21 protein-coding genes are annotated in these 24,483 nt (G+C 56.0%); 8 read left to right on the top strand and 13 right to left on the bottom strand.

All coding sequences use genetic code 11. From position 1 onward, the window contains the following. Positions 1-27: 27 nt before the first annotated feature. Positions 28-633: a DUF642 domain-containing protein gene (locus ABD735_RS06895; RefSeq protein ID WP_344804681.1), complete on the bottom strand. Its 606-nt coding sequence runs from the start codon at positions 631-633 to the stop codon at positions 28-30. Between the two features lie 343 nt (positions 634-976). Between ABD735_RS06895 and ABD735_RS06900 the strand changes: the two genes are divergently transcribed. After that, entirely contained in the window at positions 977-1,714 is a 738-nt protein-coding gene (locus tag ABD735_RS06900) for a flavodoxin family protein (RefSeq protein WP_344804683.1), read from the top strand. A gap of 13 nt (positions 1,715-1,727) precedes the next feature. On the opposite strand, the gene ABD735_RS06905 is transcribed toward ABD735_RS06900, so the two are convergent. Further along, positions 1,728-2,573, bottom strand: coding sequence for a transglutaminase-like domain-containing protein (locus tag ABD735_RS06905; RefSeq protein ID WP_344804685.1), 846 nt, complete (start codon positions 2,571-2,573; stop codon positions 1,728-1,730). A gap of 105 nt (positions 2,574-2,678) precedes the next feature. Beyond that, positions 2,679-3,608: a glutaminase gene (locus ABD735_RS06910; RefSeq protein ID WP_344804687.1), complete on the bottom strand. Its 930-nt coding sequence runs from the start codon at positions 3,606-3,608 to the stop codon at positions 2,679-2,681. A gap of 187 nt (positions 3,609-3,795) precedes the next feature. On the opposite strand from ABD735_RS06910, the gene ABD735_RS06915 reads away from it, so the two are divergent. Continuing rightward, positions 3,796-5,856 carry a BCCT family transporter gene (locus tag ABD735_RS06915; RefSeq protein ID WP_344804689.1) on the top strand — a complete coding sequence of 687 codons (2,061 nt, stop codon included), beginning with the start codon at positions 3,796-3,798 and terminating at the stop codon, positions 5,854-5,856. Here the strand turns inward: ABD735_RS06915 and ABD735_RS06920 are convergent. From ABD735_RS06920 to ABD735_RS06940, 5 genes are all read right to left on the bottom strand, one after another. Further along, entirely contained in the window at positions 5,853-7,160 is a 1,308-nt protein-coding gene (locus ABD735_RS06920; RefSeq protein WP_344804691.1) for a type III PLP-dependent enzyme, read from the bottom strand. The two genes, ABD735_RS06915 and ABD735_RS06920, sit on opposite strands and share 4 nt — an antisense overlap. 185 nt (positions 7,161-7,345) lie before the next feature. Beyond that, positions 7,346-8,368, bottom strand: a complete 1,023-nt coding sequence (locus tag ABD735_RS06925; protein ID WP_344804693.1) for an LPP20 family lipoprotein — start codon at positions 8,366-8,368, stop codon at positions 7,346-7,348. Continuing rightward, on the bottom strand, positions 8,358-9,701 hold the full coding sequence (locus ABD735_RS06930) for a COG3014 family protein (protein ID WP_344804695.1): 1,344 nt from the start codon (positions 9,699-9,701) through the stop codon (positions 8,358-8,360). The genes ABD735_RS06925 and ABD735_RS06930 overlap by 11 nt, the downstream gene beginning before the upstream one ends. Positions 9,702-9,724: 23 nt before the next feature. Then, complete coding sequence (locus ABD735_RS06935; protein ID WP_344804697.1) at positions 9,725-10,315, bottom strand: penicillin-binding protein activator LpoB; 591 nt, start codon at positions 10,313-10,315, stop codon at positions 9,725-9,727. Further along, on the bottom strand, positions 10,312-10,863 hold the full coding sequence (locus ABD735_RS06940; protein WP_344804699.1) for a hypothetical protein: 552 nt from the start codon (positions 10,861-10,863) through the stop codon (positions 10,312-10,314). Before ABD735_RS06940 ends, ABD735_RS06935 begins: the two co-directional genes overlap by 4 nt. 871 nt (positions 10,864-11,734) lie before the next feature. Between ABD735_RS06940 and ABD735_RS20135 the strand changes: the two genes are divergently transcribed. Next, on the top strand, positions 11,735-12,505 hold the full coding sequence (locus ABD735_RS20135; RefSeq protein WP_425548590.1) for a CAP domain-containing protein: 771 nt from the start codon (positions 11,735-11,737) through the stop codon (positions 12,503-12,505). Positions 12,506-12,647: 142 nt separating this feature from the next. Beyond that, positions 12,648-13,502 (top strand): diguanylate cyclase domain-containing protein, encoded by an 855-nt coding sequence (locus ABD735_RS06950; protein ID WP_344804703.1) that lies wholly within the window; start codon positions 12,648-12,650, stop codon positions 13,500-13,502. Here the strand turns inward: ABD735_RS06950 and ABD735_RS06955 are convergent. After that, positions 13,453-14,034 carry a nucleoside 2-deoxyribosyltransferase gene (locus ABD735_RS06955; RefSeq protein WP_344804705.1) on the bottom strand — a complete coding sequence of 194 codons (582 nt, stop codon included), beginning with the start codon at positions 14,032-14,034 and terminating at the stop codon, positions 13,453-13,455. The two genes, ABD735_RS06950 and ABD735_RS06955, sit on opposite strands and share 50 nt — an antisense overlap. A 112-nt stretch (positions 14,035-14,146) precedes the next feature. On the opposite strand from ABD735_RS06955, the gene ABD735_RS06960 reads away from it, so the two are divergent. Next, positions 14,147-14,578: a DUF3010 family protein gene (locus ABD735_RS06960; RefSeq protein WP_344804707.1), complete on the top strand. Its 432-nt coding sequence runs from the start codon at positions 14,147-14,149 to the stop codon at positions 14,576-14,578. Between the two features lie 108 nt (positions 14,579-14,686). Further along, positions 14,687-15,886: a cation:proton antiporter gene (locus ABD735_RS06965; RefSeq protein WP_344804709.1), complete on the top strand. Its 1,200-nt coding sequence runs from the start codon at positions 14,687-14,689 to the stop codon at positions 15,884-15,886. Between the two features lie 113 nt (positions 15,887-15,999). Here ABD735_RS06965 and ABD735_RS06970 read toward each other — a convergent pair whose 3' ends face one another. The 4 genes from ABD735_RS06970 to rlmE form a co-directional block, all read right to left on the bottom strand. Beyond that, positions 16,000-18,786 carry a cytochrome c peroxidase gene (locus tag ABD735_RS06970; protein WP_344804711.1) on the bottom strand — a complete coding sequence of 929 codons (2,787 nt, stop codon included), beginning with the start codon at positions 18,784-18,786 and terminating at the stop codon, positions 16,000-16,002. Further along, positions 18,684-20,036 (bottom strand): immunoglobulin-like domain-containing protein, encoded by a 1,353-nt coding sequence (locus ABD735_RS06975; RefSeq protein WP_344804713.1) that lies wholly within the window; start codon positions 20,034-20,036, stop codon positions 18,684-18,686. The genes ABD735_RS06970 and ABD735_RS06975 overlap by 103 nt, the downstream gene beginning before the upstream one ends. A gap of 238 nt (positions 20,037-20,274) precedes the next feature. After that, on the bottom strand, positions 20,275-21,288 hold the full coding sequence (gene ltaE / locus ABD735_RS06980) for a low-specificity L-threonine aldolase (RefSeq protein ID WP_344804715.1): 1,014 nt from the start codon (positions 21,286-21,288) through the stop codon (positions 20,275-20,277). Then, the gene (gene rlmE, locus ABD735_RS06985; RefSeq protein ID WP_344804717.1) at positions 21,288-21,908 is read right to left on the bottom strand and encodes a 23S rRNA (uridine(2552)-2'-O)-methyltransferase RlmE; all 621 of its coding nucleotides are present in this window, start codon (positions 21,906-21,908) and stop codon (positions 21,288-21,290) included. Before rlmE ends, ltaE begins: the two co-directional genes overlap by 1 nt. A 169-nt stretch (positions 21,909-22,077) precedes the next feature. On the opposite strand from rlmE, the gene ABD735_RS06990 reads away from it, so the two are divergent. After that, positions 22,078-23,739 carry an NAD(P)/FAD-dependent oxidoreductase gene (locus ABD735_RS06990; protein ID WP_344804719.1) on the top strand — a complete coding sequence of 554 codons (1,662 nt, stop codon included), beginning with the start codon at positions 22,078-22,080 and terminating at the stop codon, positions 23,737-23,739. Then, positions 23,736-24,473: a TrmH family RNA methyltransferase gene (locus ABD735_RS06995; RefSeq protein WP_344804721.1), complete on the top strand. Its 738-nt coding sequence runs from the start codon at positions 23,736-23,738 to the stop codon at positions 24,471-24,473. The genes ABD735_RS06990 and ABD735_RS06995 overlap by 4 nt, the downstream gene beginning before the upstream one ends. Positions 24,474-24,483 lie beyond the last annotated feature (10 nt).

Raw genomic sequence — 24,483 nt, forward strand, 5'->3', positions numbered from 1 at the left:
ATCGAAGCAGAACTCAGTACTGACTAATTACTTGAAGCGGCGCAACCCAAAACCCAGCAAGCCCAGTACTACCAGCCCAAGACTCGCAGGGGTAGGCACTGATGCGATCACACTCACATCGTCGATGAAGTTTCCGACGGTGCCAGTCTCGGGGAAGATCGAGGTAAACCTGAGTGTGGAAAAGTCCGATATCGCGAGGAAGCCGCCGTCGTAGATGCTCCAGCCGTTCGTCGTGTGGTCATCCAGAGTCAGGCTAAGGCCTGCGACATCGACGGCGAAACTTTCCTTGTTTGACTGCCGTGCGCGATACGCGAAGCTCAGGTCATACCATTTGCCTACAGTAGTGCTGAAACTCTGGAAGATGCTGAAAGCACCGCCGCTGGATGGATGAGCATTCAGTTCGGCGTGCTGGGCACCCTCGAAAGCCACGACACCGTTGTAGCTATCCCAGATTTCGATATTGCTGCCTTCCCATCCGGCGACATTGCTGGAGGCGAAATATTTCCAGGTGCCTGCTTTGACGTCCGGCTGCTCGAAACCTCCGTTCTGGATGAGATTTGCGCTTGCCGGAGCAGCTATGAAAACACTGACGCTTAATACACTGATAGTGGTGAGTCGACTGAACAGAGACATCTGAGACTTCCTTCTGAACATGGAGATACGCTATTCATCGTTTATAAGCAATATTTAGGCCATTATAAAAAAACTATAAATCCCAGTCTATTACTGCAAATAGAAACGCGGTTTACAGTAGGAGTGCATATTAGATCGACACTTGTGGCTGCCATATTGTGGTCTCGATGCGGAGTTCCAGACCGGATGTCAAAACTAGTCAGCGAGACATGGCGACGACTCCGATTGAAGATTTTTGACCATTGCCTTGAGGGAGTCCGTACAAAATTCGAGATCGCGCTGCGGTTTCGCTGATGTGACTGCTTGCCTGGCGCCTCATTCACTCCGACAGGACCATTTACCCATGGGCACTCAATCTTCACCTCCCGCTGGCTATTCAGACCTCAGTGCTGTTTTCATCAACACGACCTTAAAGCCTTCCCCGCAAACATCTCACACGGAGACGCTGATGCAGGCGTCGCAGGCATTGATGGAAGCGCAGGGCGTCAAGGTAACATCGATTCGAGCAGTGGACCATTTACTGGCGCCTGGTGTTCAGCCCGATATGACTGAAAATGGCTTCGATAACGATGAATGGCCGGACCTGTACGCAAGCGTGAAGGCTGCAGATATTCTTATCCTCGGTACACCTATCTGGCTCGGTGAGCGGTCATCAATATGCTCTCGTGTTATCGAACGGCTTTATGCCCATTCAGGTGATTTGAATGACTATGGACAATATATCTTCTACGGAAAGGTCGGCGGCTGCCTGGTTACTGGCAATGAAGATGGCATCAAGCACGTCTCGATGGGCATCCTGTATAGCTTACAACATATTGGTTACACGATACCGCCTCAGGCAGATGCTGGCTGGATTGGTGAGGCGGGCCCTGGACTGAGCTACGGGGACTCGCGAGAAGACGGCTCACGGGCTGGCTTTGACAATGACTTCACACAGCAAAAAACCGCATTCATGACCTGGAACATCCTGCACGTGGCGCGAATGCTGCGTGATGCGGGCGGAATACCTGCGCACGGTAATCAGCCTCGAGCCTGGAAAGACGGGCACCGCTTTGGCTATCCAGGCCCAGACAAGCGCTGACGCGGCGCACGGTTCAAGGCGCCGAGCTTACCGCAGTCTCGACATTGTCCGGATCAAGTAACTTATCATCCGAATGCTCCTCCTTGGCCCACACCTGCATCTCTGGGCTTTCGGCGTCTCCACGGATAGTACTGAATGCAACATCAGCTGCGTCGCGACCGGTGCCGATGCGGACGAACCCACCCACAGGGGCGAGCCGCGTGGCGTCGAACAGGAACCAGCGACCGTCCAGGTAGGCTTCGAAAAAACCGTGAAAGTCTGGTGGGTTCAGGTTTACGGCATATCCGGCTACGTACCGGGCTGGGATGCCCAGCGCTCTGCACAGGCTAATGCTGACATGCGCGAAGTCGCGGCACACGCCTTGTTTGAGTTCGAGCACATCGCAGGCCGTCGTTGTGGGTCCAGTACTGCCAGCGGTATAGGACAGCTCTTCGTAGACCCAGTTGCAGATGGCCGTCACCCGCGAGTAGTCCGGCACCAGCGAACCAAACTGCTTCGTCGCAAATTCCAGAAGCTTATCGGATTCGCAATATCGGCTTGGGTTGAGATAGGGAAGAATATCGGCCGGCAACTGTTCGTAAGGCGTCTCGCTTACATCTGTCGCCTGCGCCTCTTCGACGTTGAGGTTGACGGTTGCGTTGTAGCTGACAGTCAGGTCGCACGGTGATACGGACAGCCGAACCAGTCGATTTCCAAGGGGACTGACAGCGCATTCTTCGATCTTGAAGAATGGTTCGACCTCGAACAATTCTTCAACAATTTGCTGATGTTCGTTTCGCGCTACCGAGATGTTGAACAGGAAGGTCGTAGGGGCATGGACCTGGTAAACAATCCGGCTACCGACTTTGATCTGATTCATGAGTTAGGCCTATAGGTTTGGGGCTGGAGAGAGGTCGAGAGGGTTCTCGAGAGACGCATGACCCATGCTAAGCTGAATCGTCGCTGCTTTACCAGACACCTTCCATCACCTTCCAGAATCAAACACCGACCACTCGAGAGACTTTGAAAGCGCTTCGAGCGCTCGCGTACCGAGCAGGGAGTTGCCTTGCTTGTTCAATCCGGGTGACCAGACTGCGATGGACGCCTTGCCAGGTAGAATGGCCAGAATACCGCCGCCAACGCCGCTTTTGGCAGGAATGCCGACCCGATAGGCGAACTCGCCAGAACCGTTGTAGTGGCCGCAGGTCATCATGAGCGCATTGATGCTGCGCACATTGTCTCTCGACACCAGGCTTGGCGAATGGCTGAAGCCTGCGAGAAAGCGACCAAAATGCGCTAATTGCTCACAGGTCATTTCGATAGCGCAGTGGTGGAAGTAGACGCCCAGCGTCCGCTCGCAGGGGTGTTCCAGATTCTTGAAGCTGGCGAGAAAATGGGCAAGTGCCCAGTTCTTGTGGCCGGTGATGGTCTCCGATGCGGCGACAGCCGGATCGATGAGGATGTCATCATCGGACGCAGCCTGGCGAACGAAGCGCAGCATTTCACCCAGGGTCTCAGCTGGCGTCGAACCAGCAAGAATCATATCTGTCGTGACGAGCGCGCCCGCATTGACGAACGGATTGGGCGGGATGCCTTTACGGAGCTCGAGCTCCTGCACCGAATTGAACTCATGGGTCGATGGCTCTCGACCAACCCTGCGCCACAGGCCGTCACCATAGCGGCCAAGCGCAATAGCCAATGTAAAGACCTTGGATACACTCTGAACAGAAAAACGGGCCGTAGCATCGCCAGCGCTGAACTGTTGCCCGTCGGCAAGGCAGACCGAAATGCCGAAGCGATCCGGACTGACCTTGGCCAACTCGGGTATGTAGTTCGCAACCGCGCCTTTGTCATTGCAGCCTGCCATGTCTGCGCAAATGTCCAGCAAGGTCTGGTGCAAGTCTGTTTTACTCATGTGGTCCTAGCATCTGACTGATCGCAAATGAAATTCGACCTGTCAGAGTATGGCAGCAGGATGAAGATATCTCGACCGATCCATGTGGGCTACTCCACCCAATTACTCGTAACCGCCTACTGTGGTTGTTCTTCAACTAGATCAATATTCCTCGCACCCCATAACAACAACGGTTAAGGACGGATTGATGGCAGACGCAAAATCCCCCAAATCAACGCTACTCATGCCGGTCTTTTTACCCGCCGTGATCATTATTCTGCTGCTGGTGATCGGCACCGTCAGCGCTCCAGAGCTGGCGGGCGAGGCATTTGCAGACACCCTGGCATACATTACCCAGACCTTCGGCTGGTTCTACATGCTTGCCGTCGCTTTTTTTCTCGTGTTCATTGTCATCATCGCGCTGTCCTCCTGGGGCAACATCAAGCTCGGGCCAGACCATGCAGAGCCGCAATATAGCTTTCCAGCCTGGTTCGCGATGCTGTTCTCGGCGGGCTACGGTATCGCGCTGCTCTTTTTCGGTGTGGCAGAACCGGTGCTCCATTATGCGAGTCCACCTGCGGGGGCAGGGGAGACGGTCGATGCAGCGAAACAGGCGATGCAGATTGCCTTCTTCCACTGGGGTTTCCATATCTGGGCCATCTACGGCCTGGTGGGACTGGTGCTGGCGTATTTCGCCTTCAGACACGGCCTACCGCTATCCATCCGCTCAGCGCTCTATCCGCTGATCGGCGACCGCATATATGGCCCAGTCGGTCATGCAGTGGACGTGTTCGCTATTCTCGGTACCATGTTCGGTATTGCTACCACGCTTGGCCTGTCGGTGGCGCAGATCAACGCAGGTCTGAACTATTTATGGCCAGTCATTCCGGTGGATGTGACCGTTCAGATTATCGCCATAGCGATCATTACCGGACTCGCAATTTTCTCGGTAGTGGCTGGACTGGACAAAGGTGTGAAGCGACTGTCCATCCTCAACATGGGCCTGGCTGTGCTGCTGATGACCTTCGTGTTCTTCGCAGGGCCAACTATTCATATCCTCGAAAGTTTTCTGCAGAACACAGGCAGCTACCTGAACAATATCATCGAGCGCACCTTCAATCTGCAGGCCTACACACGCAGTGACTGGATTGGCAACTGGACCCTGTTCATCTTTGGCTGGACTATAGCCTGGGCGCCATTTGTAGGCCTGTTTATAGCGAAGATCAGCCGTGGACGAACCATCCGCCAGTTCGTTATGGGCGTGATGCTGGTACCCTCGATCTTCACCTTTCTGTGGTTCTCCATTTTTGGCGACACCGCGCTGCACCACATCATGAATGAGGGCTATAGCACGCTGATTGGCTTCGTACAGGAAGATCATGCGATCGCGCTGTTCAAGCTCTATGAAGTGCTCCCGCTCACATCCATCGCGTCATTCGTCACCGTCATTCTGATCATCACATTCTTCGTTACTTCGTCAGATTCCGGCTCGCTGGTCATTGACTCACTGGCTTCCGGTGGCGCTAGCGTGACGCCTGCCTGGCAGCGCGTATTCTGGGCGTCGGCAGAGGGTATCGTGGCGGCCACTCTGTTACTGACCGGTGGACTGAGCGCCTTGCAGACAATGACCATTGCGAGTGCACTGCCGTTCTCCATCATCATGATGATCTCAGCCCTTGGTCTGTGGCGCGCTCTGGTGATCGAGGGGCATCAAAAGGAGAGCCTGCAAAGTTATGTGCAGAGCAATCGTTTATCCGGTACCTCTGGCCGAGGCTTGTGGAAACGTCGTTTGGCCGGGCTGGTGAATTTCCCTGATCGAGACGCTGTACAAACATTTGCGGATACCACAGTTGCCAAGGCCATGCGACGTGTACAGCGCGAACTGGAGAAAAGCGAGTGGCCAGCACAGTTTCATCAGGACGAAGCGAATTCACGTCTGTATCTGGAGGTCATCCGGGAAGGTCAGCTGGATTTCATTTATGAGGTACGCATCGTCGAACATCCACTCCCGGGCTTCGCGTTTCCGGAAATGGCGCACGATAATAGTCAGGAGGAATTCTATTATCGGGCAGAAGTGTTTCTGCGACTTGGGGGCCAGTCCTACGATATTTACGGCTTTGATCAGCAGGACATCATTACAGACATCCTGGATCAGTTCGAAAAGTATCTGCACTTCCTGCACATTTCCCCAGGCGTTCTGCCCTGGAACATGTCGGAGCACGATGACATGCTGTTGACTGAGGCAGGGAATTTGAAGCAGCCGAGCTAGGCATCATCGCATTGCAGGTGAGCCGCTGCAGAACTTTGGTTGCTGCAGCGGCTGACGTTTTTGCCTGGCGCCCTCACGCCACCTGCTGCAGTCTTGCATTCTCGAACTGACTCGCAGGCGTCACCAGCCAAGATATAATAATCCTTCAACGGCGGAAACCCATTGAACTCTACAGAACTGTAAGAGGTCGTATAGGCGCCAGTAGACAGCCAGTACAGTCGATCGCCTATCGCCAAATTAAGCGGCAAACCGTATTTGTAGTTTTCATACATAATGTCCGCGCTGTCGCAGCTTGGACCGGCAATCACCACATCCTCGACTTCGCCTTTTTTCTCGGTATGAATTGGAAACTTGATCGCCTCGTCCATGGTTTCCACGAGGCCGGAAAACTTGCCCACGTCGGTAAAGACCCAGCGAACCAGGGCTGTGCGCGACTTGCGTGAGATCAGCACCACTTCGCTGACCAGTACGCCGGCGTTGGAAATTAATGAACGACCCGGCTCGATGATGATCTCGGGAAAGTCTTCGCCAAAGTCCTCCCGGATATAGCGGGTGATTTCCTCAGCATAGGTCTTCAGGTCATTGGTGCGGGTCAGGTAATTGGCTGGGAAGCCACCGCCCATGTTGATCATTTTCAGCTCTATGCCGTCTTCCTTCCGCAGCCGCTCGAAGATGACTTTGACCTTGGCGAGGGCCGCATCCCAGGCGCCGATATCGCGTTGCTGGGAGCCGACGTGGAAAGACACGCCATAGGGCACCAGGCCCAGATCCCGAGCCAGAATCATCAGATCCATGGCCATGTCGGTCTGGCAGCCGAATTTGCGTGAAAGTGGCCAGTCTGCGGTAAGGGTGCCTTCAGTGAGGATTCTGACGTAAATTTTCGATCCTGGTGCTGCCTTGGCGATATTGCGCAGGTCCGCCTCGGAGTCCGTGGCATACATGCGTACGCCTTTTTCAAAGAAGGCGCGGACGTCACGGGATTTCTTGATAGTGTTGCCAAAGCTTATGCGATCCGGGGTGACGCCCAGGGCAAGCACCTTCTCCAGCTCGTAGATCGATGCAATATCGAAGTTTGACCCTTTATCGCGCAGCATCGTCAGGACTTCCGGTGCCGGATTGGCCTTGACCGCGTAGTATACGTTGGCGTAAGGGAAGGCGTCCGTCATCTCGTCGTACTGGCGGTTGATGGTAGCAGTATCAATGACCAGGAACGGTGTTTCGCGGCCCTCAGAGAAGGCCTTGATGCGCTTGAAGGTATCAGTGTCGTAGTAGTCGCTTACATTGATCGAAGTCTGGTCGCTCATGGGCGTAATGGGTCTCTCGAAAAGAGTTGATAAATCCCGGGAGGCGCCGTCTGATATTTGAGCTTCCAGGGGCTGCGCGCATGTCGTCACGAGGCGCATCACTTGTCAGCAAATGTAGTCTGCCTTCGAAAGAAGGGCAAAGGCGTGCCTGAGGATAGTCGATGGTCGTTCAGCTCACTTGCTGGCTAGTCAGTCTCACTGGACAACAGCTCGAACAGATACCCCGGCAGTTTCTGATTGAGTTCGTCCCGAGCGCGCTGTTGAACCATGCCAGCGTCAGCAGCAGAGACCTTTACCGGCCAGCGCTGCTTGGCCATCACGGTCTCGTTGCGTTGCAGCATCAGCTCATAAGAACCCCGCAGCCAGAACCAGCCCTGCTGCTCCGTGACCGGGGCCATATCCGTAAACCCGCGCAATACATACTCAGACTCGGCCACGGTCTTCACACCGAGTTTGGTCAGGGCGCGCTGAAGCTCGGCTTTCACCGACGGGTCGTCGGCTTGCACTGTAACCGGCAAGGTGCCCAGAGCATTGCGAATGAGCGTATCCACGGCCGCCTGATCGTACTGACTCTTGATGCCCCGGCCATCGGCAACGATCATCAGGCTCTGGTTCAACTGGTCACGTCGAATCTGGGCACTGCGAGCGCGCTTGAGGGCGCTCAGCGCCGATAGCGGATTGTTGGCAGTGACACTGGCGTATTGTATGAGGTCCTTGATCTCGCCATCAGCCGCTAGTATGGCCTGGCGAAAGCGGTTGGAGGCAGGTTGCTTGGCCAATACGGCCAGGGCGTGAACCTGCCCCTGTTCGTTTTCCCAGTACTCGACAACCTGAGCGCCTTGCAGCACCTGTCTGGTCTCGGTGCTCACCGCTCGGGTGATTTTCTGTTCATTGGTGATCTGCTGCTGCCCCTGGGTTGCGTTGACCTGGGCGCTACTGAAATCGGTCGACGTTTCCTGAACGTTTACTTCGAATATTTTGGCCAGGTTACTGATGGCTCGATCCGAAGCGGTTTGTCGGTCATCGGCTGATCCGGTCGCCGTCAGATGTGTGGTGGCAGGGTAGGAAGATTCCGGGCTATCCAGCCAGTCGGGTCGTTCGGGTGTGGAGCTACACGCAGTGATGACAAGCAGGCTGAGCCACACCACGACACTGGCAAGTGCCCTTGGCTGAATCACAGATGAACTGAGTACAGGCTTATTGTTCATTCGGCTGTCCTTCATTTGATTTGATGCCTTTGACAGGCGGATAACTGAGCAGGCGATTATTCAGGCTGTTCACCAGTGCAACACCGTACCGAACTGCCCGGCTACGGCTCGCGCCAAGCTCGTTCAGTGGCGGCAACGCTAGACCCTTTCCTACTATCTGCACCGGGGAGTCCAGGGGCGCTACTGTCCGCGCGACCTGAATCGACGAAGGCAGCATATTCCAGCTCCGCACATCCGCCTGCTCTGAGAGCACGCCGGCAATATTGGCCAGTAGACCGCCTAAACCGCCCCCGTTTTTCTGAGCTTCCTTCACCATCTGGTATTTGGCCACTGCACGTACAGTGGCCGCTGCCATGATCTTGGCGCTTTGATCAGCAAGGTCTTCGCGTGCCCGACGCTCGATCATCTCGATGACTTCGGTGCTGTTCACATCAGTGCCGGCCCCGACCTTGCCATTCCCGGACTTGATGGAAAGACGTCTGGGCTGGTAACGCGATGGCGGATACTGCGGGACCACCACACTGATCAGAGACCTCAGCTTTGGCTCAAATACCGAGAGTCGGGCTTCAGTCTTGTTCGTCACCACGCCATCGTGATAATACACAATCCATTCGCCTTCGTTGGCCTTGGGCAATGAGGCCTTGCGACCAAATTCGGCGACGTGTTTTTCATATTCTTCATCGTTGTTCTGCCGCAGACTCACATTCAGCAAGCTTGTCGCGAGGGCATCAGGTACCTGCTCACCACGAGTCTTGATGATCTCATGCGCGCTGCGGTAGCTGATCAGGGCGTCGTCCAGCTCACCGTTCATTTCATAAATCAGCCCGGCGAGAAAGCGCACGCTCGCCAATTGCCCGCTGACAGATTCTCTTTCGCCCAGGCGGCTCATTGTCACGTTCGCCTGCAGCATTTCGACCCTTGCACCATCGAGATTGCCACTGAACAAATAGCCCATCGCCAGCATGGCATGCACCAGCACCTGCTCACTCGGCGTGCCGGTATAGCTGCGAAGCGTCTCGTTCGCCGTCAGCGCGCCAAAGTTCTCGGTGAGACTGACCGCCTGTAAGGAAGACATGATGACCTTGGCCTGCTCGAGATCCTGTCGACTACCGTCCAGATCGCCGCTATAGAGCTTCAGCACGCCACGGTTTAACAGGTATTGAGTTCTGTCGCGATCTGACGGATCGATCTCTTCGAGCTTTTTCAGGGTCTCCTCGGGACCCGCTGTCGGGAGGGCGGTCGAGAGCTGGTTGATCTGCCAGGACGAACAGCCCTGCAGATACAGCAAGCCTAAGCCCAGCAGTGGTGTCGCCAGAAACCGAAACATTCGCATCCCGGAGATCACCTTAAAGCGGTCTAGTAGCGAATGGACGCGTTTTTAACCAGCTTCTTGATTTTCTTCTGGCCCAGCCAGACCTTGCGGTTATCAGCCATGCTGATCAGGGTCAGGTCGACCTGGTAGAAGCGAACCTGCTCGTTATCCTCAGCGTCGATGATGGTGTTGACCTGGCCTGTCAGCATGAAATCAGCGCCTAATTCCTGACCGGCTGCATTACGTGTTTCTTCGCGTGCATTCAGATCCTGATCAAGTCGTTCGTCACGTACTTCACCACGCTCGTCTCTGGACGCGACGAAGTCCACCCGACCAGAGTTGACCAGTTCCCGCTCCATATCGGCGACAAAAGTCTTCAGGTTGATGTGCTCATGGCTCAGGTTACGAACCGTACCGACGATAACAGCAGGCCGCTCGCCGGTTCGACCGGTGTAATCACTGATCCAGGGGCGAGACAGGGCATCCTGAATCATCTCCTGGGCGACCAGGCGCGAGTCGCTGTCGTTCCAGGCGCCGCTCAGATCGACTGTAGTATCGCTGTCTATTCGCTCGACCGACGTACTGCAGCCGCTGAACAGCATGGCTGCAAAGATAATGGCCCATATTTTCATCATTTATTTCCTTCCACGAACCGTTCAAAATTGGCATTCGCATTATTGCTGTAGAACGCCTTGAAGTTTTCGGACAGTTTGCTGGCTGTCTGGATCGAGTCATCCAGGACATCCATATCCATCTCTGCGAAGGAATAGATGTTTCCGGTGTCTTCATCTTTCCAGCGGCCTTTGATCTTGGCGCCGTTCAGAGCCGTTTTCGTTGAATTGACGATGGTCTGTTCAATGTTCGCGACAGCAGTATCGCCCGTGCTGGCTGTGTAATCGTTCAGGGTGCTGTCGACGAAGCTGGAGACCACTCTGGCGACTTCGGCCCTGGCCCTGCCGTCGGCTGTCGAGGTCTGCAAAGACTGATCATTCAGCGGCGGCGCATAAGCAACGCCCTGAATATAGCGGCCGTCATCGTCATCCACTGCCTGTGTGCCTTCATTCACCCAGTCCGGCGCATCTGACATACCCATATCACTTTCAATGGTTTCTTTGCTGCTGCACGCAGCCAGGCCCGCCAGAACTGAAAAGATCATGGCTGCCGACAGTGAACGGTTCAACATACGCGCTGTGCTCCTATTGTTTGTTCCGTACATGCTTGCTTACCTAGATTAGGCTAAATCAATGCTCGCGGCGAGACGGGAATACCAGTAGACAACCAGCAGGCTTGCAAGATCTTGTAGTTTGACGGCTTTGGGCGGGCTCGGACTGGCGGCCCTCGATGGACGACCATTTGGCATATTACGACACAAAGGACCCCTGTATTTGGGCGAAATTTGAGCCGTCTGGCCTATGCGCGTGGCACGCCTGTTCATTTAACATGCGACGCAAGGTAGAGACAGCCAGCAAGAGTTTGCTTTGCCCGATCGAAGAATTCGCTTCAATCAGACAGGGATAGCAATCTTGAATATTCTCTTATCGCGTGCCCCAGCGGCCATCCTCGCTTGTTTTTTCACTACACTCGCTGCCTGCAGCGATGAATCCTCGAACGGCGGAAGTGTCTCTGCCCAGACCGAGGCACAGACCTTCGCCACAGCAGATACGGTCGAAGAAGCCGCCAGCGGAGTCGATGCTGAGGGATCTGTCGACACAGGCAGTACGTCTTCGCCAATCGACTATGAAGGCACCGTCGACGAAGGCCTGCGACCGGCAGCGAATCAGGGCGGAAGTGGCGGGTCTGGCTTCGCCGGGAACCTGGAATCAAACGGAGGTTCCAGTTCGAATGGGGCGGGTAACGCTTCAGGCTCTGGTAGCAGCAATAACCCTTTCAACAAGCCGGCGCCGCCGGTAGCCTCGCCAACGCCAACGCCAACGCCAACGCCAACGCCAACGCCAACGCCAACGCCAACGCCAACGCCAACGCCAACGCCAANGCCTGCAGCACCGGCGCCCACACCAACTCCGCCTCCTGCGCCAGCGCCAGCTGAACTGAAGGTGGAGTCGACTAGCCCAGGCCAGAATAGTCAGGATCGGGCGTTGTCCACCAAGGTGACCTTGAATTTTTCTGAAGATCTGATCCCGGCTACTGTGAATACGGACAATCTGGAAATTCGGAAGTCGGGCAGTCCAATCGGCATCAAGGTCGAGTATGCCGCTGGCAGTGATCAGGTTCGCCTGGTTCCACAATCAACACTGTCACCTGACACGCTTTATCAGATTGTCATCAAGAGCGGGCTGATGTCGGCCTCGGGTGATGAGGCCACGTGGCAGAGCTGGCAGTTCCGTACCGTGGAAAGTGCAGGGGAGACCTCGCAAGGCTCGATAGATGGGTGCATGAGTTCTGTCGACGTCGAAATGCTCCGGGCAGTCAATGCGGCGCGGTCCAACGCCCGTAGCTGTGGGGGAACACACTATGCTGCGCAGTCTGCCCTGCGCTGGAGCTGCAAGCTTGATTCGGCTGCAACGACGCACGCCAGGGATATGGCCAGCAACAATTTCTTCAGTCACACAGGCAGCGACGGCTCGAGAATGGGGCAGCGAATGAACAATGCCGGCTATCGCTGGTCTTCAGCGGCGGAGAATATCGCTGGTGGTCAGTACACGGTCGGCAGTGTGATGAACGGTTGGTTGTCCAGCGCTGGACATTGCCGCAATATCATGAGTTCGAGCGTGACTGAAATGGGCGCATCGCTCATCACGACGTCACCTGGTTCTTCGGGTTACAGCCGATACTGGGTGCAGAACTTCGGAAGACCTGCCAACTAGAATTTTACCGGCCGTTATCAAGGTCGGTCGGCAGCTTATCAAAGGCGTACTGTTTGGCGGTGGACTACATCGATCATTTGGCTCGGGCAGCGCAGTATGCGCTATGCTCGGGTATACAAGTCATCAAGCTGTTGTCTGAATTATGTCCGTTGATCTGCAAGCGCTATATCCCAAGCTCATCAGTCTGCTGTTGGACCCAGTCTTTGTGGTCGACAGGCATAACCTGATTGTTTTCGTCAGTGACGCCTGTGAGAACTTGCTTGGCTACAGTGCTGAGGAATTAACTGGGACCGCCATCACCGACTATGTACACCCTGAGGACCAGGAGGCTTCGCGTGCCTCTATCGTCCGGGTCATGAGTGGCCAGCCCCATCGTGATTTTCGCAACCGTTATATCCATAAAGACGGTACTGTGGTCTATATCCTCTGGTCTGCGCAGTGGTCCGAAGAGGATCATGTGCGAATCGGGGTAGCCCGGGATGTGACCGCCCTTCGGCATGCAGAAGAGAAACTGAAATTCCTGGCCCATCACGACCCACTCACCGGTCTGACCAATCGCTCTCTGTTCAATGATCGGCTCGCCCTGGCGTTGCGTGCCGCCCCACGCCAACAGCATCGCTTGGCCTTACTGTTTCTGGACGTTAATGACTTCAAACTCATCAATGATACGTATGGTCATGCGGCTGGTGATCGTGTGCTCTGCACCATTGCACGCAGGCTTGAACTCTGCGTGCGTGAAACGGACACAGTGGCTCGGCTTGGTGGCGATGAATTCGTTGTTCTATTGACGGACATCCAGGCGGGGGATGCAGTTACCCAAAAGCTTGAACAGATTGTCGAGGTCATGACCGAACCCTTGGGCCCTGATTTTGGCGGGATTAATATGCCTTCCATGAGCATCGGCGTGGCGTGTTATCCGGAAAACGGGGAGGATGCTGACCTTCTGCTTAGTTATGCGGATGAGAATATGTACCACCAGAAAGGGACTTCACGGTAAGGGCCTTAACACAGGTGCGGAACAGCTCGCTTGAAAAGTGGCTATGATCTCCCTCTGTGTTCGCCACATACAGCCCCCCTCCGGACTCCGCCATTCCGCACTCGATCATCAGGTTGTCGCTGAGTTCGAAATCCTCGATGGTGTGGCCAGTGATCCCCTGAGTTGCCGCGCCAGCCCTGTGAAGATAAGGCCGCTTGTCCATGGTGAACCCGAATGCCGGTTTGCCGTGACCGATCATATAGCCAACTTCAAAGACGGTGCCTGGGTCGGCGCTGATGCCCCGGAATGGCGTCAGGTTCGCTATTATCGCGCTGCAGCTGTCCATGAGATCGCGGTTTGCCCTGTATATTCGCAGAGCATGAGCCTGCTTCGTTTCCTGCTTGTCAAAAACGAGATCGGCATCCAGAGGATCTACACCCACAAACCCTTGCGCCTGAAGAAGGCGTTTTTTCTCCGCGACGATGGTCTGGTGCTCCTCTTTCGGAAAGAAGACTTCCGGTCCAGCGAGGTAAATGCGGTGAGGGTGTTCCATGGCGGGTGAACCTCTGGCTATATGATTGACTCGGTCAGCATGCTAAAACGTCACGTCCAGCTGTGGCCAGCGTATCTTCAACGCTTGAGCCGATGATACCAGGAGGAAGGCGATGATTATTTGCGGAGTTGAGTTGACCGGTAGCGATGCGGTGGTCTGTTTGCTGGAGCTGGACCGGGGGCAGTTCAGCTTGCCCGAAAGCAAGATACGCAAGTTGACCCTCAACAAGAACCATACCCGGGAAGACCTGAAGCAGTTCCAGTCGGACTTTGCGGACATGCTGGCCAGAAATGAGGTGAGCTGTGTTGCGATCAAGGAACGAATGACGAAAGGCAAATTTGCTGGTGGCTCGAGCAGCTTCAAGCTCGAGGCGGCTATTCAGTTAATCGCCGATGTTCAGCTGGAGGTGAAATTGATCCCTACATCGCTGGCAAAGTCTACACTGTCAGCCAATCCACTGCCGATAGCGTTTACTGAGACTGGCTTGAAGGCTTTTCAGGAAGCAGCCTTCATCACCGCTTATGTGGGGCATATGGCGAAGTGAGTTTGTCAAATGAAGGCAGCGAATCAGATCTTCTGCGGTCCCAGTACCCGCAGCACTTCTTCAGCCATAGCGTTCCGATCGTTTTCTTCGGTCGGCGGATAATCACCCTTGAGTGAGCTTTTCCCACATTGGCTATCCATCGACACCACAAACGCCACCATCAACATGATGCTGCTCGGCGTCATTCTGTCCGCCAGTATTTTCGCGGCTGCGATTGCCCGCCGGACGAACATTCCGCGGATATCCATTCTGATGATGGTGGGTATTGGCATTGCCTTCATTCAGCAGGTATGGCTGGGTGCTCCCGCTGACGATTTGCTGAAGGGGCTGAGTACGCCTTTGATTCAGCTGGCCTTGGTCATGGTGGCTTTCCTGCTCGGTAACGAGTTGGAGTTTGGGCAGTTGCGGCAGACTGGTCGGCTGATTCTGGTGACTTCTCTCAGTGTCGTCCTCATGAGCGACCTATTGGTTGGCGCGGGCCTGCTAATGCTCGGGTTTCCCATTGTTGTGGCTGTCTCGCTGGCTGCCATATCAGTAGCGACGGATCCCGCTGCTGTCAGCGAGTCGGTGCGGGATAGTGGGCGCACTGGGTTGGTGCCCAGGGTTTTGCTGGGTGTCGTCGCTATCGATGACGCCTGGGGTATTGTCCTGTTCGGCGTCAGCATGTCGATTCTCGGCTGGATGGTGGGTGCCGAGGGCCAGCTGGCCTTGTGGCATGCCATGTGGGAGTTGGGTGGTGCGATACTGTTAGGCTTTGCGGTGGGGCTGCCCGCGGCCATGCTGACCGGTCGTCTAAAGCCGGGCGAGCCGACTCAGATCGAAGCTATTGCGATCATTCTGTTGTTGACCGGGCTGTCATCGTTTCTGGGCGTATCAGCCCTGCTGGCATCAATGGTCGCCGGAGGGCTGGTGGCCAATTGCTCCCATCACCATACCCGCTCGTTCCAGGAAATCGAGCTGATCGAGTGGCCATTTCTAGTGTTCTTTTTTGTGTTGTCCGGGGCCAGCATCGATTTGTACAAGGTGGACGATGCACTCATGTTGACGCTCGCCTATATCGTTCTGCGGCTGGCAGGCCGGTTGGTAGGTGGGCTTCTGGCAGCCGTACTCACTCGACCAGGGCACGAAGGGCTGCCCCACAATATTGGGCTGGCCCTCACACCCCAGGCTGGAGTCGCTATCGGCATGGCCTTGCTCGCGGCGGAGCGATTCCCGCAATACCGTGACTCCATCCTGCCGGTTGTAGTCGCTTCTACCATCCTGTTTGAGTTGATCGGGCCCTTACTGGTACGACGGGTACTACGTTGAGTGGAGGCCTAGAATTAAAAGAAGCCATCCACCAACTGGACACCAGCAACAATCATTTCGCCAGGCTTTTTGACACCAGCTTGTAGGCCACAGCAGGCGTTTTTATCGGCATCCTAATCAGCCGAAAGTGCTCTCAAAAAAGCTACCAGATCGTCGCGTTCTGCGCTCGTCAGGCGCAGCGGTCGGATATCAGTATCTGCCATCGGATCGCCGAATCCACCGTCGTTATAGGCAGAGACCACTGCCTCCAATGAACCCAGGCTGCCATTGTGCATATAGGGCGCGGTCGAGACCAGCTCTCGCAAAGAGGGCACTTTGAACAGTTGGAAATCCCTATCCCGCCCGCTGACTTCGGCGCGACCCGGATCGCTGTCCGTGGTCAGGCCGTTATGGCGGAAGGTTTCATCGGTGAAATTGTCACCTGCGTGACAGCCAGCGCAACGTGCCTTGTTCTGGAACAGATCCAGGCCACGCTTCTCAGCGGGATTAAGAGCCGAGGCATTACCGGCCAGGAACGAATCGACCCGGGTTCGAGGCGCAAACTGAACCGCCTGGAAGCTAGCCAAAGCCTGGGCAATGGTATCGGCGGACGGTGCCTGGCCAAACACCTGCTGAAAGCGACTGTTGTAGCTGCTGTTTGCGCGTAGGCGCTGCACCGCTTCGGTCATCGGCAGATTCATCTCATGCGAGGCCTGAATCGGTGTCAAGGCCTGTACATCCAGCGTTTCATCCAGGCCGCTCCAGCCCTGCATCGATGAGAACAAGCGGTTCAGAAGCATCGGGGTATTGCGCACACCGGCATCGGTGGGCTCATTGCCTTGCGCTATTGGTAAACCGTCGGTAAAGGCTTGCGTCGGATTATGACAGGTGGCACAGGAGGTCGTGCGCTGCCTGGAGAGGATGACATCGTTGAACAGTTCTTCACCCAGGTCGGCTGCCGCTGAGCTGAAGTTATCTACGCCGGTGACATTGAAGCGCAGGTCGGACAGGTGCGAGGGGATGCTATTCATCAACGCGCTGTTTGCCGCCTTGTTGGTTCGAACATTCGCATAGTGCCCGATTTCATAAGCCGTTCGGGCGACATTGGAGACCTTCACTTCGTCCAGGATCAACAGGGCATTCGAGCTCTCAGGTCCGACTCGGAGCGATCCGCTGGTTCTCACCGAGCCGAAATTGGATGTACTGCGGCTGGCGACCATGCGGCCATCGACATACAGTTGCATCTGGCTGGAAGCCGAGTCCACCGTCAAGGCGACATGCGTCCAGCTATTCGTGGCGATGCTGCTACCGTTCAGCGACAGACGGGTATTCGCGGTATCGGTAACCGTCGCCGACAAGGTGCTGCCATTGAGCAGGGATATCTCAATACCACCGTTCAGGTTGAATAAGCGAACGGTACCGGAACCGTTCATCTTTCTGACCCAGAAATCGACGGTAAAGCCCTTGTCCAGCGTGTCCCAGCCTCTATTTTTAGCCACCTCGACATACTGACCGTTGCCGAAGTAGATCGCTTGCCCAAAGCGTCCTACAATTTCATCCCGATTGTTGTATTCCAGCGGGAATTTTGCACCGACCAGGGTTCCATTATTGAAATTGCCGGAGGTGTCGGGGGTACGCGTTCTCTGATAGCCGCCATCCCGGTCAATCTGTTCGTTCATGCCAAAATACAGCACGAAGTTGCCATCCAGATAGTCATCGAAACCTACTTCAGTGTAATCCCGGGAATTGGAGCCAAAAACGGGATAGCTGGGCCCTCTGACCGAGTAAGGTATTTTCAGATCATCGACATCTTTGTACGGTGTCCACATGGTGGTGAAGGCACCCGGGGATGAGACGAACAAACGGTTCCGGACGTGACGATAAGGATTGATCGGCCCGTCAATGTGCCGGAAGACCCCGCCAGTCCAGCGCCCAACGACCGTGGTGGCGGTGCGCCGTGCGTTCACGCCTTCCCTGGAGGCCTGATAGAACAACTCAGAACCATCATGACTGATCCAGGGGTAAGCACCCTTAACCAGGTCATTGCGCCTGTATTCGTTGCCGGCTGCATCGAGCAATGGGCTTTCTGCGATAGGGAAGCGTGTGCGGAATGGCATGCCGCCGACTGTCTGGTTACGGTCATCCCAGTACATGTTCGCGATGGAGTTCGGGGTTCGCCAGCTAGCTGTCGCGTTAGCTACCGGGTTCCAGCTATAGACCAGGTTATCGATTCGACCTGGATCTTCCGGATGCCCCTGACAGACTATCAACATGCCATCCAGTGTGACTGAAGGCTCGATGCACATGAACTGGGCACCACTTTGCAGTCTGAGACTTCTGAAAGAACTCGTGAGTTCGGCGCTGCTCACCTGGGCATCTCGCGTATTGGCATTGCTGACGATGAATGTAGCTGTGCGGTAGCCCATGTTGCGAGAATGGCCATCCCGCTGAATGGTGTGGTAGACGATCGCCTTATAGGTACTGTAACTGCCTGATGTCGAAAAACGGCCTGCTGCGTCTGAGGGATATGGGTTTTCTCCGCTGACGGCACTGTCGGGCACGATGGCGAGCCAGTTAAGGTTTCCGCCAGGCGCATCGCTTTCGAGCTCGAGCGTGACTCTGTTACCAAAGGCATTTTGCCGCGTAAAATCTATCGAGCCATCACTGTTACGCTCAATCCGTTCCGGACGAAAGGCCTGGGCGTACCAACCACCAGTTCGCTTGGCGACAAAGACACGGCCATCCCATGTTTCTGAATGACCATTACCTTCAAACGGGGTGTTGATGACTCTTGGAAATGCACGACTGCGTGAATCGTTCAGCGAATATAAGGCTGCATTGGGCGAAGAAAATTTACCGGTGCTCTGCGCCTCATTGACCGGGTTCGGATTGTCGTTACCGTCATCGTCAGAAGGCGACACCGTAATCGCCCTGCTGGCCGTGGCCGCTGCGTTACCGGCTCATCAGACACGTTATAACGTAATGTGTAAGTACCGGGTGTTCCTGTATTGACGGAACCGGAGACAGCTATTCGGCTGCTGATATCGCCATCGACATCATCGGTCGCCGTCGCGCCGGGATCGCGATAAGCCATGCCCTGGCTGACCATTTCATTACTGGCGCCATTCAGCCTGATCACTGGGCGCGTAGTATCCTGACCTACTGTTTCAATCGCCTGCCAAACCACCGAGCCTGTTGAAGTCAACAGGACTACATTGCCTTCGTTCAATACCTCCAACCTGACCGCTCCGGAATCATTGGTGCCACTCGACCAGACCGACGAACCGGCGCTGTTGCGCAACACCAGGTTACCATCGCCCTGCATACGGGCACGGATGGCACCTGAACCGTTGGTGCTTGTCGCCCAGAGGGCCCGACCGGAATCGGTATAAAGCACCAGGTTACCATCCCCCTGCATCGCCAGATAATGACTGCCGTCCGCTGAGGTCAGACGATCGTTAGTTCTCAGCTCCCGATCCGATTCCAGCGTACCACTGGCTCGCGCTATGACTTGTACCGTTCTTGAAACAGTAGCCGCCGCATTACCGGCTGCATCCTGCACGTTGTATTGCAGGGCGTAATTGCCCGCTACAGATGTATTGACCGAACCGCTCACCACAATGCTGGTACTGATGTTGCCATCAACATTATCTGAAGCGCTGGCACCGGGATCGGTAAACGTGCCGCCCTGGTTGAGGCTGATCGTGGCATCGCCGTTCAGCGTAATCACCGGCCTGATCGTATCAGTTGGCGGTGCTTGCACAGTCCCAGTGGACCAGACTGATGCACCACGACTATTGCGCATGACCAGGTTGCCGTCACCTTGCATGACGAGACGGACCCCGCCCGAGCTGGCGGTACTACTGGACCACACCGCCCGACCACGTCGGTCACGCATGACCAGATTGCCATCCGGCTGCATTCTTACCCGAACGCCACCCTTGCCATTGCTGCCAGATGACCACAGTGAATTTCGCGTCGACCAATCCCTCAACACCAGGTTCCCGTCACCTTGCAGATACAAACGATAGATCCCGTTATCGGATTCCAGGTATTGGTCCAGCGTCAATTCCTGATTCACGGTCAGGGTGCTGGCAGCCTGCAGCCACTGACTTGACAGCAGCATCAGAAAAGCACAGAGCCACAATGGCAGGCGAGGTCGGTTTTTCATGAGGATGGTCCTAAGGTATTTCTAATTTTTGTAGAGATAGGTTGCTATTGCCAGCCACCAACCCTCTTGGTCATAGGCACGCAGGCCTCCCCACCTTGGCTTAGAAAGAGGCCTCATCGCATGAACTTTTTGATAATCATCTTTGAGACAGGAACCAGTTCACGTTACTGTTTCTGTCTGTATCACAGCGTGGGGAAATAGCGGCGACAATCCGTAGCCTGGCGAAGTCCGGCCCAGCTCAACTCTGTCGATAGAATTGCTTGATGGCCGCCAGCAACTGATCTACGGCCGCACGGTCCACATCGAGATGCGTCACGAAGCGTATCGGGTCGCCTGCAGTGATCAAGATGCCTTGCGCTGCCAGCGCCTTTTTAAGCTCAGCCGCCCGACCGCTTCGACAGCGGGCATAGACAATATTGGTCTGGGTAAGAGAGGGGTCGATCTCCAGTGCTGGAACTTCGGCGAGGCCAGCGGCCAGATAGGCTGCATTGGCATGATCCTCATGGAGGCGAAACGGACCCTGCTCCAGTGCGATACGTGCCGCTGCTGCCAGCACGCCTGCCTGGCGCATGGCGCCGCCCAGCATCTTCCGGAGCCGGATGGCCCGGCCGATAAATGCTGCATCACCTAGCAGTAAGGATCCGACCGGCGCCCCGAGGCCTTTGGAAAGGCACACGCTGACAGAGTCGTAACAGCCGGTGATGGCAGTGACGTCACAACCGGAGGCCACGGCAGCGTTGAAAATGCGTGCACCATCGAGATGCAGGCGCAACTGATAATCGTCACAAAATGCTCGCGCCCGATTCTGATAGTCCAAGGACAGCACCTTGCCGCCTATCGTGTTCTCCAGCGACAGCAGACGAGTCATCGCAAAGTGAAAGTCATCCGCCTTGATCGCTTTCCTGGCCTTCTCCAGGTCGATCGAGCCGTCCGCCTCGTTTTCGATCGGCTGCGGCTGAACGCTCCCCAGCACAGCAGCGCCACCACCCTCATAGCGATAATTATGGGCTGACTGACCACAGAGATATTCTTCGCCCCGGCCGCAATGGCTCATGATGGCGAGGAGGTTGGCTTGCGTGCCGGTAGGCGTGAACAGTGCGGCCTCAAAGCCCAGACGATCAGCCGCGTAGGCCTGCAGACTATTGACCGTGGGATCATCGCCATACACATCATCGCCGACCTCGGCATTGGCCATGGCCTTTCGCATTTCGGGAGAGGGGCGGGTGACGGTATCACTGCGGAAGTCCAGCATCAGCCCTTGAACCCCTTGGCTACGAGATAGACTTCACGGGATCTCGATCGTGAGGAGTCAGGCTTGCGTATGACCACCTTCTCGAAGAGGCCACGTACGGCCTTGATATAGTCATCGTAACCCTCGCCATGAAACACCTTGGCTACGAAGCTGCCCTTGGGCTTGAGCACCTGGCTGGCCATATCCAGCGCCAGCTCCAGCAGATACATCGACGCTGCCTGGTCTGCCACGGCCACGCCACTGATGTTGGGTGACATATCGGAGATGACCACGTCCGCGAGGTTGCCATTCAGGGTGGCCATGATCTGGTCGAACACCATCTGCTCGGTGAAATCTCCCTGAATGAACTCCACGCCAGCGATGGCGTCCATAGGCAGGATGTCTGACGCCACCACGCGTCCGTTATGGCCGACCAGTTTGGCGGATACCTGCGACCATCCTCCAGGCGCCGAGCCCAGATCGAGCACCAATGCGTTGGGGTGGATCAGGCGGTCCTTGTCGTTGATCTCCAGCAGTTTATAGCTGGCACGGGAGCGGTAGCCGTCCAGCTGCGCCTGTTTCACAAAGGGATCGTTGACGTGCTCATCGAGCCAGCGTTTGCTGCTTTTGGAACGGGCCATGGGTTTATCATCTGTTCACTGCGGAAAACGCTGCATTGTACGCGGCTGCCAGCCTTGCCGCAAAAGCAGTTGCGCCGTCTGCGCCTGACAAGTTCCCGCCACGACAGTACAATGGGCGCACTTTCGAACAGCAAGCTGCCAGGCCTTTGCCGGGCAGCCAGGACATATCATGATTCGTGTTACCGAACTGGCCTTACCCCTCGATCATCCCGATGAAGCGCTGCGCGCCGCAATTCTGCAGCGCTTGCACCTGCGCGAGTCTGAACTGCGGGATTTCACCGTCTTCAAGAGAAGCTACGACGCCCGCAAGAAAAACAGTGAGATCAAGTTCGTTTACATCATTGATCTGGCGGTCCATGACGAAGCGGCGGTATTGGCGCGGTTTGCTGATGACGGCCATGTTCGGCCTGCACCAGACACGGCCTACTACCCCGTTGCGGAAGCGCCTGCTGGTTTGTCAGAGCGTCCGATAGTCGTCGGCTTGGGCCCTTGCGGTCTGTTTGCAGCGCTGCTGCTGGCTCAGATGGGTTTCCGGCCGATTGTGCTTGAACGAGGCAAGGATGTGCGACGCCGCACCAAGGACACCTGGGCGCTGTGGCGTCATAAACAGCTGTCGCCGGAATCCAATGTGCAGTTTGGTGAAGGCGGTGCCGGCCTGTTTTCGGATGGCAAACTGTACAGCCAGATCAAGGACCCGAAGTTCTACGGTCGCAAGGTCATGGCCGAATTCGTGAAGGCTGGCGCGCCTGAAGAAATTCTGTTCGTCAGCAAGCCCCACATCGGTACGTTTCGCCTGACTGGCGTGGTGTCCCGTTTGCGGGAAGAGATTATCAGTCTCGGTGGCGAAATTCGCTTTGAGCACAAGGTGACCAATCTGCTGCGGGAAGAAGGGCAGGTCCGGGGCGTGGAACTGGCCAGTGGCGAACAGTTGATGAGCCGCCATGTGGTCATGGCCCTGGGTCACAGCGCTCGGGACAGCTTCCGAATGTTGCATCGGCGGGGCGTTTTTCTTGAAGCCAAACCCTTTGCTATCGGCTTCAGGATCGAGCATCCACAAGGCCTTATCGACCACGCCCGACTTGGCAAGTATGCGGGCCATCCTGCGCTGGGTGCAGCGGATTACAAGTTGGTGCATCACGCCAGAAACGGTCGCGCTGTGTACAGCTTCTGCATGTGCCCGGGTGGGACGGTGGTAGCCGCAACTTCAGAGCCGGGGCGGGTGGTCACTAACGGTATGAGTCAGTATTCGCGCAACGAACGGAACGCCAATTCTGGCATTGTGGTCAACATCGAGCCTGAGCAGGACTTCCCGGGCGATGCACTGGCAGGCGTGGAGCTGCAGGAAGCCCTGGAAGCCAGGGCTTACGTGCTGGGAGGCAGCGACTATTGTGCGCCCGCCCAGCTAGTGGGGGACTTTATCGCGAGAAGGCCATCCACAAGACTTGGCGAGGTGGAGCCGTCCTACCAGCCAGGCGTTCTCCTCGGCGATCTTGCGCCTTCGCTGCCGGATTACGCGATCGAAGCCATTCGTGAGGCACTGCCAGCTTTTGGACGGCAGATTCGGGGCTTCGACCGGGCCGATGCGCTGCTGACAGGCGTTGAAACCCGCACATCTTCGCCAGTCCGTATCACCCGTGATCGCGAAAGCCTGCAAAGCCTGAATACTCGAGGGCTGTATCCTGCCGGTGAAGGCGCAGGGTACGCCGGCGGCATCCTCTCAGCCGGCGTGGATGGCATCAAGGTGGCCGAAGCTGTGGCGAAAGCGATGCTGGCGGACCTTGAGACGGCCCCAGAGGTCAGACCCAATGTCCAGGCCGGAACCAGACTGTGAAACTGGACGACGTCAGGAAGCTTCACCAGAAGAAATATCGCCAGTCCCTCGGGCACTTCCTGGTGGAAGGTGAGCACCTGGTGCTGGAGCTGGAAAAGGCTGCAGTAGCTAGCACTCACTGGCAGCAGGCTGAACTGTTCGTCACCAGTGCGTATCAGGATTGGCCCAGCCCCTGGCCTCGGCACCTGATCAGCGACAAACAGATGGCTCAACTGGCGGATACCAAATCGCCGCAAGGTATACTTGCGGTCGCGCCTTTACCATCTGCCGCTAACAGACAAACACGAGTGAGGGAGAAGGCCATTTACCTGCACGAAGTGCAGGACCCCGGCAACCTGGGCACCATCCTGCGAACCTTGGCCTGGTTCGGCGGCCTTCGCTGCCTGCTCAGCCCAGGCAGTGTCGACCCATACAATCCGAAAGTAGTGCGCTCGAGCATGGGTGCCATTTTTCATGTGCCATTGGAAACGGATGTCACGCTGGAAACGCTGGGCAGTCGCTACCCCCAAGTGGCCTGTCTGGATATTGGCGGTGATGCCATCACCAGCGTGGCGTTCCAGAATCATGATTGCTATCTGTTCGGCAACGAAGCCCGGGGGGTCCCTTCCGAGGCGCTGGCCAGACTCAGTGCCCAGCGATACACAATTCCCGGTGCCGCTGCGGTGGAGTCCTTGAACCTGGCGTCTGCGGTCAACATGGCGGTGTATGAGTTGAATCGCAGTGTGGCTCAGTAAGACTGGACGC

This window comes from Allohahella marinimesophila, from assembly GCF_039538005.1.
GTDB classification, from domain to species: Bacteria; Pseudomonadota; Gammaproteobacteria; order Pseudomonadales; family Oleiphilaceae; genus Allohahella; species Allohahella marinimesophila.

Bases quoted from the DNA above. Each gene is read 5' to 3' on its own strand.
- ABD735_RS06895 (WP_344804681.1), bottom strand. From the start codon at position 633: ATGTCTCTGTTCAGTCGACTCACCACTATCAGTGTATTAAGCGTCAGT.
- ABD735_RS06900 (WP_344804683.1), top strand. From the start codon at position 977: ATGGGCACTCAATCTTCACCTCCCGCTGGCTATTCAGACCTCAGTGCT.
- ABD735_RS06905 (WP_344804685.1), bottom strand. From the start codon at position 2,573: ATGAATCAGATCAAAGTCGGTAGCCGGATTGTTTACCAGGTCCATGCC.
- ABD735_RS06910 (WP_344804687.1), bottom strand. From the start codon at position 3,608: ATGAGTAAAACAGACTTGCACCAGACCTTGCTGGACATTTGCGCAGAC.
- ABD735_RS06915 (WP_344804689.1), top strand. From the start codon at position 3,796: ATGGCAGACGCAAAATCCCCCAAATCAACGCTACTCATGCCGGTCTTT.
- ABD735_RS06920 (WP_344804691.1), bottom strand. From the start codon at position 7,160: ATGAGCGACCAGACTTCGATCAATGTAAGCGACTACTACGACACTGAT.
- ABD735_RS06925 (WP_344804693.1), bottom strand. From the start codon at position 8,368: ATGAACAATAAGCCTGTACTCAGTTCATCTGTGATTCAGCCAAGGGCA.
- ABD735_RS06930 (WP_344804695.1), bottom strand. From the start codon at position 9,701: ATGCGAATGTTTCGGTTTCTGGCGACACCACTGCTGGGCTTAGGCTTG.
- ABD735_RS06935 (WP_344804697.1), bottom strand. From the start codon at position 10,315: ATGATGAAAATATGGGCCATTATCTTTGCAGCCATGCTGTTCAGCGGC.
- ABD735_RS06940 (WP_344804699.1), bottom strand. From the start codon at position 10,863: ATGTTGAACCGTTCACTGTCGGCAGCCATGATCTTTTCAGTTCTGGCG.
- ABD735_RS06950 (WP_344804703.1), top strand. From the start codon at position 12,648: ATGTCCGTTGATCTGCAAGCGCTATATCCCAAGCTCATCAGTCTGCTG.
- ABD735_RS06955 (WP_344804705.1), bottom strand. From the start codon at position 14,034: ATGGAACACCCTCACCGCATTTACCTCGCTGGACCGGAAGTCTTCTTT.
- ABD735_RS06960 (WP_344804707.1), top strand. From the start codon at position 14,147: ATGATTATTTGCGGAGTTGAGTTGACCGGTAGCGATGCGGTGGTCTGT.
- ABD735_RS06975 (WP_344804713.1), bottom strand. From the start codon at position 20,036: ATGAAAAACCGACCTCGCCTGCCATTGTGGCTCTGTGCTTTTCTGATG.
- ltaE (WP_344804715.1), bottom strand. From the start codon at position 21,288: ATGCTGGACTTCCGCAGTGATACCGTCACCCGCCCCTCTCCCGAAATG.
- rlmE (WP_344804717.1), bottom strand. From the start codon at position 21,908: ATGGCCCGTTCCAAAAGCAGCAAACGCTGGCTCGATGAGCACGTCAAC.
- ABD735_RS06990 (WP_344804719.1), top strand. From the start codon at position 22,078: ATGATTCGTGTTACCGAACTGGCCTTACCCCTCGATCATCCCGATGAA.